The following is a 12720-nucleotide window of genomic DNA, read 5'->3' as shown; positions in this document are numbered from 1 at the left end:
GTTCTGCGCCGGGCCGGAGTGGGGTCCTGCCCCGTCGTCCGGTCAGTAGGTGAAGCGGCCCACCGTGGTGCGCAGGTCCGCGGCCATCCGGGACAGCTCGTCGACGGCGGTCCGCGTCTGCGTCAGCGCCTGGGTGGTGGAGTCCGCCGCCGCCGAGACGCTGGTGATGTTGGTGGCGATCTGACCGGTGCCGCCGGCCGCCTCCTGCACCGAACGCGCCATCTCGTTGGTGGTCGCCGTCTGCTCCTCCACCGCCGAGGCGATCGTGGTCTGCCGGTCGGAGATCTGCGCGACGATCGAGCTGATCTCCCCGATCGCCGCCACCGCCGCCGTCGTGTCCCCCTGGATCGCCTGCACCCGCCGCGCGATGTCCTCGGTCGCCTTCGCGGTCTCCTGCGCGAGCTCCTTGACCTCGTTGGCGACGACCGCGAAGCCCTTGCCCGCCTCCCCGGCGCGGGCGGCCTCGATGGTGGCGTTCAGCGCCAGCAGGTTCGTCTGCTCCGCGATGCTCGTGATCACCTTCACCACGTTGCCGATCTCCACCGACGACTCCCCCAGCTTCGCCACCGTCGCCGTCGTCGTCTCCGCCGCGGTCACCGCACGCGCGGCCACGTCGCTGGCCTCGGTCGCGTTCGTCGCGATCTCCCGGATCGACGCGCCCATCTGCTCCGCACCCGCCGCCACCGTCTGCACGCTGCGGCTGACCTCCTCCGCCGCGCCCGAGACGACACCGGACTGCGCGAACGTCTCCTCGGCCGCGGCCGAGATCTGCGCCGAGGACGCCGAGAGCTCCTCCGTCGACGCCGCCACCGCGTCCGCCGCGGACACCACGCCGGCCATCACGGCCTGCAGGTCCACGACGGCGGCGTCCAGCGCCTGCCCCATGCTCCCGAGCTCGTCACGGGTGTCCAGCCCGCTGCGGACGGTCAGGTCGCCCCGCGACAGCGCCGCCGTCACCTCGCCCACCCGCGCCGCCTGGCGCGCGATGCCCCGGGCGATCCAGGCGCCCAGGCCGAGGGTGACCGCGATGCCGGCGACCATGAGCAGCAGCGACGCCGTGCGCTGGGACTCGTAGTCGGCCCGGATGTCGGCGGCCACGGTCTCGGCCTCGGCGGACTCGTGCTCGCGCAGCTCGCGGACGCCGTCCTGCAGGACCTGGCCGAGAGGGGCGCCCTGCTCGGCGTTGAGCTGGATCCAGTTGGTGTAGTCCTCCACCTGGGCCAGCGGCACCAGGACGTCGCGCTGGAACGTCTCGTAGGCGTCGAGGCCCGTCAGCAGGTCCGCGACCGCCGCCTCCTTGTCGGCGCCGCCGTCCGTGGTCGCCAGGTAGCGGTCGGCGGCGGCCCGGAAGTCGTCGGCGAGGGTGCCGATCGCGGCCATGCTGGCCTGCGGGTCGGCACCGAGGATCGTGTCGCGGAGGTTCGTGCGCATGTCGCCGATGAGGACGTCCATCTCGCCGGCCGCGGACACGCTGCGCAGGTTGCGCTCGTGGAGCCGGTCGGCCGCGTCCGACGCGGAGCCGAGCGCCTGCAGTCCCATCAGGCCGACGGTGCCGGTGACGACCGCACCGACGGCGACGGTGCCGAGCACCTTGGTCCGCACGCTGCGGTCACCCCACCAGTGCCGCCGGCCGGGAGCGGGGGACGTCGGGAGGGTCATCGCGGTCTCCGGGGTCTGGGGGAGGGGAGGAGGCGGTGCGCGAGCCGGCGGTGCGAGGGGGGTGGTGCGGGAGGTGGTGCGAGGGGTGCCGTCCCGCTCCCCCCGCACACGGGCGGGGGGAGCGGGACGCCGGTCAGTAGGTGAACCGGGCGACGGTCGAGCGGAGGCCGGCGGCCATGGCGGAGAGCTCGTCGACGGCGGCCTGCGTCTGGGTCAGCGCCTGCGTCGTGGAGACCGCGGCGGTGGAGACGCCGGTGATGTTGTCGGCGATCTGCCCCGACCCCTGCGCCGCCTCGGCCACCGAGCGGCTCATCTCGTTGGTGGTCGCGGTCTGCTCCTCCACCGCCGAGGCGATGGTGGTCTGCCGGTCGGAGATCTGGGCGACGATCTGCGAGATCTCCCCGATGGCGGTCACCGCGGCGGTGGTGTCGCCCTGGATGGCCTGCACCCGGCGGGCGATGTCCTCCGTCGCCTTGGCCGTCTCCTGGGCCAGCTCCTTCACCTCGTTGGCGACGACGGCGAAGCCCTTGCCCGCCTCCCCGGCCCGGGCGGCCTCGATCGTGGCGTTGAGCGCCAGCAGGTTCGTCTGCTCCGCGATCGAGGTGATCACCTTGACGACGTTGCCGATCTCCGCCGACGACTCGCCCAGCTTCGCCACGGTCGCCGTCGTCGTCTCCGCCGCGGTCACGGCACGGGCGGCGACCTCGCTGGCCTCGGCGGCGTTCGTGGCGATCTCCCGGATGGAGGCGCCCATCTGCTCGGCGCCCGCGGCGACGGTCTGCACGTTGCGGCTGACCTCCTCGGCCGCGCCGGCGACGATGCCCGACTGCGCCGACGTCTCGTTCGCCGACGCCGAGATCTGCGCCGACGACGTCGCCAGCTCCTGCGACGAGGCGGCGACGGCGTCGGCGGAGGTGACCACCGAGGCCATGACCGAGCGCAGCTCGACCTGCGCGGCGTCCAGCGCGGCAGCGGTCCGGCCCAGCTCGTCCTGCTGGTCGATGCCGGTGGTGCGGGTCAGGTCACCGGCGGCGATGCCCTCGGCCACGGACTGCACCGACAGCAGGGAGCGCCGGATCCCGCGGGCCACGGCCCAGCCCAGCGCCAGGGCCACGAGGGCACCGCCGACCATCACCGCGATGAGGGTGGTGCGCGCGCGGAAGGCGGTGTCGGCGACGTCGTCGGCGGCCACGGCGGCCTCGTCGGTCTCGGAGGTGAGCAGCGCGTCGATGTCGGCGCCGATGGTGGGCAGGAGCTCCTGGGCCTGCTCGTAGGTGGCGTTCATCGTCGCGGTGTCGCCGGCCCGGGAGGCGGCCTCGACCTGGTCGTTCAGGTCGCTCCACGCCGCGTACGTCTCGTTGAGGTGTCCGGCGGTCTCCCGCTGGCCGGCGGTCGGGTCGGTGCCGAGGTAGCGCTCGGCCGCGTCGCTCACGGCCACGCCCGCAGCGGTGGACGCGGCGGCGTGCTTCTCGACGTCGACACCGCTCGTGAGCTCTGCGACGTAGGAGCGCATCTGGCTGAGCTGCATCTGCAGGAACTGCGCCCGCATCTCCTCCACCTCGACCAGCGCGCGGGTGCTGCGCTCGAAGCTCTGCTGGGCCGCGTCGGCCGCCGAGTCCAGGGAGACGACGCCGACGACGCCCGCCGAGACGCCGGCGACGACGGCCACCGAGACCGACGCCAGGATCTTGCGCGAGACCGACATGTTCCTCAGGACCCGTAGGCCGCCGCCACCGCTCGTTGCCACCGCACACTTCCGTTCACGTTCGTGGAGAACGGCCCCCAGTTCGTCCGGGCCGCGTGCCGGGGAAGTCGGCACGGCGCCGAACATAGGCCCCGGAAATGGTCGTGTATTCGGTAGTCCCGGCGTGTCGCGGAACCTCTCTCCACAACGGTTCGGACACGAAGTCGACAATCTGTCGGCGCGATTCCGACGACCATTCTCTGCGTTGTCGACAAGGCGTCGCCGGTGATGCGATGACCGGCGCAGCGGGCCGTTCGGCCCGGCGACACAGGGGGAGCGAGGGAGCGGGAACGCCGGGGGAGGGGCGGTGCTCGGCGGTGCACAGCCACCTCGGCGGAGGCGCCCATCCGTCTCCGGGCTCTGCCGAGCGTGCTGCGGATGCGATGCGCGAGAGAGATGACGCGGCGCGAGAACGGGACGTGCACGAGAATTGCGACCGCGTGTCCACGGGAGTTCCGGAAATGGCTCGGCGACAGCGCGCCGGCGTGCGCCCCGTCGATCCGGACCGTCCGCTCCGGACCATTCGACGCCGAATGGACGAGGACCGGCCGGAACGGCACTCCTGCGCGGGCACGACCGCGCTTCTGCACGGGGACGACCGCACGCTCCCCGCCCGGTGCCGGAGCGCGCTCGTGCACCGGGCGGAGGGGCGTGGTCCGGGCCGCCCGCTCAGTAGGTGAAGCGCTGCACCGACCCGCGCAGGTCGGCGGCCATCCGGGACAGCTCGTCGACCGCCACCCGGGTCTGGGTCAGCGCCTGCGTCGTCGTCTCGGCCGCGGTGGACACGCTGGTGATGTTCTCGGCGATCTGACCCGAGCCCCCGGCGGCCTCGGCCACCGACCGCGACATCTCGCTGGTCGTCGCGGTCTGCTCCTCCACCGCCGAGGCGATGGTCGTCTGCCGGTCGCTGATCTGGGCGACGATGGTGCTGATCTCCTCGATGGCGCTGACCGCGGCGGTGGTGTCGCCCTGGATGGCCTGCACCCGGCGGGCGATGTCCTCGGTCGCCTTCGCGGTCTCCTGCGCGAGCTCCTTCACCTCGTTGGCGACGACCGCGAAGCCCTTGCCCGCCTCACCCGCGCGCGCCGCCTCGATCGTGGCGTTGAGCGCCAGCAGGTTCGTCTGCTCGGCGATCGAGGTGATCACCTTCACCACGTTGCCGATCTCCACCGACGACTCGCCCAGCCGGGCCACCGTCGCCGTCGTCGTCTCCGCCGCGGTCACCGCCCGCATCGCGACCTCCGACGCCTCGGCCGCGTTCTGGGAGATCTCGCGGATGGAGGCGCCCATCTCGTCGGCGCCGGCGGCCACGGTCGCGACGCTGCGCGACACCTCCTCCGCCGCCGCCGACACCACGCCGGACTGTGCCGAGGTCTCCTCGGCCGACGCCGAGATCTGCGCCGAGGACGCCGACAGCTCCTCCGACGAGGCGGCCACGGCGTCGGCCGACGCCGCGACCCCCGCCAGCACCTCGCGCAGGCTCGCCTGCGCGGCCTCCAGCGCGGCGGCCATCTGGCCGACCTCGTCGCGCGAGGAGACCCCCGAGGAGACCGTGAGGTCACCCCCGGCCAGGGCCTGCAGGGCGGCCTGCACCCGCTGCACGGGCCGGGTGACCGACCGCAGGATCAGCCAGCTGAGGACGAGGACGACGGCCAGCGCGCCGGCGGCCACGGCGATGCTCAGCCCCTCTGCGCGCGACACCGCCGCCTGCAGCGTCTCCTCCGCCGAGGCGCGCGCGGCGGCGAGGCTGTCCTTGGCGGTGCCCACGGCGCTGTCGGTCAGGTCGTTGGCCGCCTGGATGTCCTCCCAGCGGGCGCGGCTGCCCGCCTGGTCGGCGACCGCCCCCTCGACGAAGGCCCGGATGGCGTCGGTGTAGGCGGCGAAGCCGGACTCCAGGGCGCCGACCGCCGTGGCCGGCTCGCCGGTGAGCGGGATGCCGCCGAGGCGCTCGAGCAGCTCCTCGGGGGTGGCGATGTCGTCGGCCAGCTCGGGCAGCTGCTCGGCCGGCACGTCCCGGACGAGCGCCTTGAACCCGTCGACCTTGAGCTCGCTGGCGCGGGTGTCGAGCTGGAGGACCAGCGTCTCGGCGTCGGCCAGGTCCTGCAGGCGGTCGGTCGCCTCGCGCACCGTGCCGTTCCCTGCGAGCACCACGGTCAGGAGGCCGCCCAGGGCGAGGACGACGGCGGCTACCAGGACGCCGAACTTGACCACCAGGGGCCGGTCGGCGAACCAGCCGGCCGAGCGGCCCGGCGACGGGCGGTGGGCGGCAGTGGACACGGGCGCTCCCGGGATGGCGGACGGACTGAGGTGCGGCGCCAGGGTGGGTGGTGACGACACCCGTCACAGGCGTCCCACGCCGTCAGTGACGGAACTGCCGCGCGACCCGAGGGTCACCGCCCCCGGGGTGGTCGACGTGTCGATGCGGCACCGGACGTCAGGGGAGGGGGGCGCACGGCTCCGCGCAGGTCAGCGCAGCGGCGGGGGAGCGGGGGAGCGACCGCCGGGTCGACCCGGCGGGGTGGTCACGTCCCCGGAGCCCGGCCCTGTCAGCCGGCGTGGCCCGCCAGCGCGGCGTCGAGCGCCGCCAGGAACGCCAGCGCGCCCTCCGGGTCGGCCACGCGGGTGGTCGCCCGGGTCGGCCCGTCCCCGACCTTCACGCCGAGGTCGCCGTCGCCGAGGACGGCGAAGACGTCCTCGTCGGTCACGTCGTCGCCGAGGTAGACCACCGCGGCCGCTCCGGTCTCGGCGCGCAGCCGGCGCACCGCGCTGCCCTTGTCCGCGTCGGTGAGCGCCAGCTCCAGCACGTCCTTGCCCGGCTTGCGGGTCACCTCGGCGCCGGTGAGCTCGTCCGCGCGCGCCAGCAACGCCGCCGCGGCCTCCCGGTCGCGGACCTGCCGCACGTGCACCGCCACGCTGGCCGGCTTGACCTCCAGGCGGGCCCCGGGGGTGGCCTCGACCAGCGGCGCCAGCCGGCCGGCGAGGGCGTCGCGGTGGCCGGCCAGCTCGGCCGCGACCGGCCCGTCGAACTCCGCCCCGTGGCTGCCCACCAGGCGCAGGTCGCCGGTGAACCCGCTGGTCCGCTGCAGGTCGTCGAGGCCGCGGCCGCTGACCAGGGCGACGGTGACGCCGTCGTGGGCGGCCAGGCGGGCCAGCACCTCGGCGGCGCCGGGCTCGGGGACGGCGGCCGACGGGTCGTCGCGCAGCCGCGCCAGCACGCCGTCGTAGTCACTGGCCACCAGCAGCGGCCGGCTCGCGGCGAGCCGGGGGAGGACGGCGCCCAGGCCGAGGTCGGGGGAGGGCTGGGACGGCGAGGACCGGGACGGGGAGGGCATCGTCAGACCTGCGCCTTCAGGGCCTCGAAGAACGACGAGGCCCAGTGCTCCAGGTCGTTGCGGAACAGGTGGCGGCGCATGGCCCGCATCCGCTTGGCGCTGTCGTCGCGCTCGATCCGCAGCGCGCGCAGCAGCTGGTTCTTCACGCCGGCGATGTCGTGCGGGTTCACGTGGAACGCCTGCTTGAGCTCGGCCGCGGCCCCGGCGAACTCCGACAGCACCAGCGCGCCGCCGAGGTCCCCGCGGGCGGCGACGTACTCCTTGGCCACCAGGTTCATGCCGTCGCGGTAGGGCGTCACGAGCATGACGTCGGCGGCGCGGTACAGCGCGACCAGCTCCTCGCGGGGCACCGACTGGTTGATGTAGTGCACCGCCGGCCCGCCCAGCGTGCCGAAGATGCCGTTGATGTGGCCGACCTGCTGCTCGATGGTCTCGCGCATGTGCACGTAGTGCTCGACCCGCTCGCGGCTGGGCGTGGCCACCTGCACGAACACCGTGGAGGGGGCCTCGACGGCGCCGTCCTCCAGCAGCTCCTGGAAGGCGTTGAGCCGGACGGCGATGCCCTTGGTGTAGTCCAGCCGGTCGACGCCCAGGATGATCTTGTCCGGCTTCCCCAGCTCGGAGCGGATCTCCGCGGCCCGGGCGACGACCTCGGGAGAGCTGGCCAGCCGGTCGAACGACTCGACGTCGATGGAGATCGGGAACGCCCGCGCCGTCACCGTGCGGCCGTCGTACTCGATCTCGTGCCGGCGGGTCGGCAGGTCGTGCAGGCGGCGGGCGAGCTGCACGAAGTTGCTGGCCGCGCTGGGCAGCTGGAAGCCGACCAGGTCGGCGCCGAGCAGGCCCTCGACGATCGCCGACCGCCAGGGGAGCTGGGTGAACAGCTCGAAGGGCGGGAAGGGGATGTGCAGGAAGAAGCCGATGGTCAGGTCCGGGCGGCGCTGCCGGAGCATCGCCGGCACCAGCTGCAGCTGGTAGTCGTGCACCCAGACGATCGCGCCCTCGCCGGCCACCTCGGCGGCACGGTCGGCGAACCGCTTGTTGACCTGCACGTAGGTGTCCCACCAGGTGCGGTGGTACTCGGGCTTGGCCACCACGTCGTGGTACAGCGGCCACAGCGAGGCGTTGGACATGCCCTCGTAGTAGCGGTCGACCTCGTCCTCGGAGAGCTCGACGGGGATGAGCGACATCCCGCCCGACTCGAAGGGCTCCGGGGCCGGCCCGGCGGAGCCCGACCAGCCGACCCACGCCCCGCCCCGCCCGGCGACGAACGGCTCCAGCGCGGTCACCAGGCCACCGGGGCTGCGCTGCCAGCGGGTGCTGCCGTCGGGGTCGGTGACCTGGTCGACAGGGAGGCGGTTGGCCACGACGACCACCGGGCTCTCCGCCCGCGCCGGGTGCTGCCGCGTCTGGTGCTCCGGGGTGTCGGCCATACCGGACGAGACCCTACCGATCCGCAGCCGGTCAGACGGCGGCGGCCACCACGAACCCGGCCGCGGCGGCGCCGAGCCCGAGGACCAGCGTCGCCGCCAGGTAGGCCGCCGCCCGGCCGACGGCCCGCTCCTCGACCAGCCGGACGACGTCCGCACCGAGGGTCGAGAAGGTCGTCAGGGTGCCGCAGAAGCCGGTGCCGACCAGCGCCACCAGCCAGGCCGGCGCGCCCTGGACGCCGAGCAGCACGCCCAGCACCAGCGCCCCGGCGACGTTGACGGAGAGGGTGCCGGCCACGCTGCCGGGGCCGCGCCGGGCGGTGGCGACCCGGTCGGCGAGCAGCCGCAGCGGCGCCCCCGCGACGGCGCCCAGCACGACGAGCAGCCCGGTCACGCGATCTCCCGCTCCGCGGCCGCCACCGCGGCGACCGGCACGCCGCCGCGACGGCCGAGCCACACCCCGGCCGCCGACGCGAGCACCCCGCCGACCACGGAGGCGACGACGTAGCCGGCGGCGACCGCGGCCGCGCCGTCGTCGACCAGCCGGACGACGTCCACGGCGAAGGTCGAGTACGTCGTGTACCCGCCGCACACCCCGGTGCCGAGCAGCGGCCGCGGCCAGGCGCGGTCGGGGAACCGGGCGAACACGGCGCCGAGCAGGACGCCGAGCAGCAGGCAGCCGGTGAGGTTGGCCAGCAGCGTCGCCCACGGCCAGCCGGTGGGGGAGGAGGGCACGGCGACCGAGAGGCCCCAGCGGGCCAGCGCGCCCAGCGCCCCGCCCACCGCGGCCCAGACGTACAGCACGGGCAGAGTCTGCCCGCGCGGCGCCCGGCGCCCTCGCAGCGACCCGGCCCGAGCGCGGCGGCGGGGCGCCGGCTCAGCGGCGGCGGGTCTCGGGGAACAGCAGGTCGACGAAGCGCTCGGCGGTCGGTTGCGGCTCGTGGTTGGCCAGGCCCGGGCGCTCGTTGGCCTCGATGAACACGTAGTCGGGACCGTCGACGGCGGGCACCAGGAAGTCGATGCCGGTCACCGGGATGCCCAGCGCCTCGGCCGCGCGCACCGCCGCCTCCGCGATGTCGGGGTGCAGCCGGTCGGTGACGTCCTCGATCGTGCCGCCGGTGTGCAGGTTCGCCGTCCGCCGGACCTGGACGCGCTCCCCGCGCGGGGGGACGTCGTCCATGGCGTAGCCGGACTCGGCCACCACCTCGGCCGTCGTGTCGTCCAGCGGGATGCTGGACTCCCCGCCGGTGGCGCGCTCCCGGCGCCGGCTGGTGCTGCGCACCAGCGCGGTGACGTCGTGCCGGCCGTCGCCGATCACCTCGGCGGGGCGCCGCACCGCGGCGGCGACCACCTGCCGGTCGATGACGACGACCCGCAGGTCGTCCCCGGGTGCGAGCTCCTCGACGAGCACGTCGGGGCAGAACTGCAGCGCCAGCCCCACGGCGCGCTCCAGGCCGGCGTCGTCGCGGACCCCGACGGTGATGCCCCGGCCCTGCTCGCCCCGGGCGGGTTTGACGACGACCTCGGCGACGTCGCGCAGCAGCGCGCGGGCCTCGTCGAGGTCCCCGTCGGTGGCCAGCGCGCCCCGGGCCACCCGCACCCCGGCGCGGCGCATGATCCGCCGGGTGACCCGCTTGTCGTCGCAGCGGCTCATGGCCACCGCACTGGTGAACTCCGACAGCGACTCGCGGGTGAGCACCGAGCGGCCGCCGAGCGTCAGGCGCATCTCGCCCCAGTCGGCGTCGGTCACCTCGACGCGGATGCCGCGGCGCAGCGCCTCCTCGGCGATGATCGTGGCGTAGGGGTTCAGCCGGTCCAGGCCCGGCGGCCGGGACGCGAACAGCGGCGTGTTGATCGGGTTCTTGCTCTTCACGCAGACGGCGGGGACGCGGGTGAACCCCAGCTTGCGGTAGAGCGTGATCGCCGGCGTGTTGTCGTGCATGACCGACAGGTCCAGGTAGGCCCGGCCGCGGGCGGCGTAGCGCTCGGCCAGCACCCGCACCAGCGCCTCACCGGTGCCGGGCGGGGCGTCCTGCTTGTCGGCCACCAGGCACCACAGGCTCGTGCCGCCCTCCGGGTCGCCGAAGGCCAGCACGTGGTCGACGCCGGTGACCGTGCCGACGACCTTGCCCGTGCGGGTGTCCTCGGCGACCAGGTAGGTGAAGGTGCGGGTGCGGTGGTTGGCCCACATCAGCGCGGGGTCGGCGACGACCATCCCGTTGCGGGCGTACAGGTCGTCGATGACCTCCATCTCCGCCGAGGAGGTCACCGTCCGCACGAAGACGCCGCGGATGACGTCGGGCCGCGGGCGGTAGCGGTGCAGGTCCAGGCGGTAGGTCAGCGACGGGTCGATGAACAGCTCGTCAGGCGCCATCCCGACCAGGACCTGCGGGTCGCGCGGGTAGACGCAGATGTCGCGCCGGCCGGACTCCTCGGCGCGCAGCACGTGCACGAGGCCGTCGAGCTCGCGGAAGGTCTGCCCGAAGACGAGCCGGCCCCAGCCGAGGTCGAGGACGACGTCCTCGGCCATGCCCGCCAGGTCGCGGGCGGAGGGCTCGTGCCAGGACCGGCTGGTCAGCTCGGGGGTGGAGGGGACGGTGCGGCGCCGGTGGCCGGCCAGCCGGGGAGTCACGGTGGGGATCCCTTCGTCAGACCCCGTGGTCCTGCAGCCAGAGCTCGAGCAGCCCGAGCTGCCACAGCTTGTTGCCCCGCAGCGGCGTGAGGTCGCCGTTGGGGTCGCGGAGCAGGCCGGCCACGTAGTCGGGCCGGAACAGGCCCCGGTCCCGGGCGGCGTCGCTGGTCAGCGCGTCGCGGACCAGGCCCAGGACCTTGCCCTCGAGGTGGGTGATCGCCGGCACCGGGAAGTAGCCCTTGGGCCGGTCGATGACCTCCGACGGGATGATCCGGCGGCCGATGGCCTTGAGCACGCCCTTGCCGCCGTCGGCCAGCTTGAGCTCCGGCGGGCAGGCGGCCGCGAGCTCGACGAGGTCGTGGTCGAGGAAGGGCACCCGGGCCTCCAGGCCCCAGGCCATGCTCATGTTGTCCACCCGCTTGACCGGGTCGTCGACGAGCATCACCTCGGTGTCCAGCCGCAGCGCGGCGTCCACGGCGGTCTCCGCGCCGTCGGCCCCCATGTGGTCGGCGACGAAGGCGCGGCTGACGTCCGCGTCGAGGCCGTACCGGTCGGTGACCACGCGCAGCAGGTCGGCGTGGGTGCGGTCGGAGAACGCGGCGGAGTAGCGGTCGACGGCCTCGCCGCGCGGGACGCCGGCCAGCGGCGGGTACCAGTGGTAGCCGGCGAAGACCTCGTCGGCGCCCTGCCCGGACTGCACCACCCGGATCGACTGGCTGACCCGCTCCGACAGCAGGTCGAAGGCGACGACGTCGTGGCTGACCATCGGCTCGGCCATGGCGCCGACGGCGTGGCCGAGCGCGCCGGCCAGCTCGTCGGAGCCCACCCGGATGCGGTGGTGGTCGGTGGCGAACCGCTCGGCGATCACATCGGAGTACTGGAACTCGTCCCCCTCCCGGCCGCCGACGGACTCGAAGCCGATGGAGTAGGTGGACAGCCCCGTCTGCCCCTCCTCGGCCAGCAGGCCGACGATGAGGCTGGAGTCCAGCCCGCCCGACAGCAGCACCCCGACCGGGATGTCGGCCACCAGCCGGCGGCGGACGGCGACCCGCAGCGCCTCCTCGATCGCGTCCTCCCAGTCGCGGGCCGACCAGCTCGCGTGCTCGGCGCGGCGCTCGTACCGCGGCGCCCAGTAGCGGTGCTCGCGGCTGGTCCCGTCGGCCTCGATGACCCGGACGGTGGCCGGGGGGAGCTTGCGGACGCCGGTGAGGATCGTCCGCGGCGCCGGGACGACGGCGTGCCAGGTGAGGTAGTGGTGCAGCGCGACCGGGTCGATGGAGGTGTCCACACCGCCGGCGCGCAGCAGCGCCGGGAGGGTGGAGGCGAACCGCAGCCGGCCCGGCGTCTCGGCGAGATAGAGCGGCTTGATGCCCAGCCGGTCGCGGGCCAGCACCACCCGGCCGCTGTCGCGCTCGTGGATCGCGAACGCGAACATGCCGTGCAGGTGGTCGACGACGTCGGGACCCCAGTGGTGGTAGCCCTTGAGGATCACCTCGGTGTCGGAGGTGGAGAAGAAGCGGTAGCCGTGGCCCTCGAGCTCGGCGCGCAGCTCCTGGTAGTCGTAGATGCAGCCGTTGAAGACGGCGGTCAGGCCCAGCTCGTTGTCGACCATCGGCTGGCCCCCGGCCGCGGACAGGTCGATGACCGAGAGCCGGCGGTGCCCGAAGGCCACCCGGCCCGCGCTCCACATGCCCTGGCCGTCGGGGCCGCGGGGCACCAGCTGGCCGACCATCCGCCCCACGGCGTCCGTGTCGGCGAGGGTGCCGTCGAACCTGAGCTCACCGGAGAGGCCGCACATGCAGGTTGATCCAACCCGAGCGGGCGGCCCCTGGCGACGTGAGCCCGGCGCGTCGTGAGCGGACTCACGGCGGTTCCACGTGGAACCGGCGCCGCCGTCCCGACGCGGGCCGGGCGGTTGCCCGG

General features: G+C 74.5%; 9 protein-coding genes. All 9 read right to left on the bottom strand.

Annotation, left to right across the window (positions count from 1 at the left end):
• Positions 1-42: 42 nt before the first annotated feature.
• Positions 43-1659, bottom strand: a complete 1617-nt coding sequence (locus ACI781_RS04185) for a methyl-accepting chemotaxis protein (RefSeq protein WP_456564810.1) — start codon at positions 1657-1659, stop codon at positions 43-45.
• A 133-nt stretch (positions 1660-1792) separates the two neighbouring features.
• Positions 1793-3364 carry a methyl-accepting chemotaxis protein gene (locus ACI781_RS04180; protein WP_456564809.1) on the bottom strand — a complete coding sequence of 524 codons (1572 nt, stop codon included), beginning with the start codon at positions 3362-3364 and terminating at the stop codon, positions 1793-1795.
• Positions 3365-4072: 708 nt separating this feature from the next.
• Positions 4073-5680 (bottom strand): methyl-accepting chemotaxis protein, encoded by a 1608-nt coding sequence (locus ACI781_RS04175; protein WP_456564808.1) that lies wholly within the window; start codon positions 5678-5680, stop codon positions 4073-4075.
• Positions 5681-5949: 269 nt separating this feature from the next.
• The gene (otsB, locus tag ACI781_RS04170; RefSeq protein ID WP_456564807.1) at positions 5950-6735 is read right to left on the bottom strand and encodes a trehalose-phosphatase; all 786 of its coding nucleotides are present in this window, start codon (positions 6733-6735) and stop codon (positions 5950-5952) included.
• 2 nt (positions 6736-6737) lie between these two features.
• A complete protein-coding gene (locus ACI781_RS04165) occupies positions 6738-8168 on the bottom strand; it encodes an alpha,alpha-trehalose-phosphate synthase (UDP-forming) (protein ID WP_456564806.1) in 1431 nt (476 codons plus the stop codon).
• Between the two features lie 31 nt (positions 8169-8199).
• Positions 8200-8559, bottom strand: coding sequence for a fluoride efflux transporter FluC (locus ACI781_RS04160; protein ID WP_456564805.1), 360 nt, complete (start codon positions 8557-8559; stop codon positions 8200-8202).
• Positions 8556-8969 carry a fluoride efflux transporter CrcB gene (gene crcB / locus ACI781_RS04155; protein ID WP_456564804.1) on the bottom strand — a complete coding sequence of 138 codons (414 nt, stop codon included), beginning with the start codon at positions 8967-8969 and terminating at the stop codon, positions 8556-8558. Before crcB ends, ACI781_RS04160 begins: the two co-directional genes overlap by 4 nt.
• Before the next feature lie 73 nt (positions 8970-9042).
• On the bottom strand, positions 9043-10797 hold the full coding sequence (ngg, locus tag ACI781_RS04150; RefSeq protein WP_456564803.1) for an N-acetylglutaminylglutamine synthetase: 1755 nt from the start codon (positions 10795-10797) through the stop codon (positions 9043-9045).
• Positions 10798-10813: 16 nt separating this feature from the next.
• Positions 10814-12595, bottom strand: a complete 1782-nt coding sequence (locus ACI781_RS04145; RefSeq protein WP_456564802.1) for an N-acetylglutaminylglutamine amidotransferase — start codon at positions 12593-12595, stop codon at positions 10814-10816.
• Between the last annotated feature and the right edge of the window lie 125 nt (positions 12596-12720).

The sequence above is a fragment of the Blastococcus sp. SYSU D00695 genome (genome assembly GCF_054050555.1).
This window is presented reverse-complemented; position numbering and strand designations above follow the sequence as displayed.

Coding starts and splice junctions, on each gene's coding strand:
- ACI781_RS04185 (WP_456564810.1), bottom strand. CDS start 1,659: ATGACCCTCCCGACGTCCCCCGCTCCCGGCCGGCGGCACTGGTGGGGT.
- ACI781_RS04180 (WP_456564809.1), bottom strand. CDS start 3,364: ATGTCGGTCTCGCGCAAGATCCTGGCGTCGGTCTCGGTGGCCGTCGTC.
- ACI781_RS04145 (WP_456564802.1), bottom strand. CDS start 12,595: ATGTGCGGCCTCTCCGGTGAGCTCAGGTTCGACGGCACCCTCGCCGAC.
- otsB (WP_456564807.1), bottom strand. CDS start 6,735: ATGCCCTCCCCGTCCCGGTCCTCGCCGTCCCAGCCCTCCCCCGACCTC.
- ACI781_RS04165 (WP_456564806.1), bottom strand. CDS start 8,168: ATGGCCGACACCCCGGAGCACCAGACGCGGCAGCACCCGGCGCGGGCG.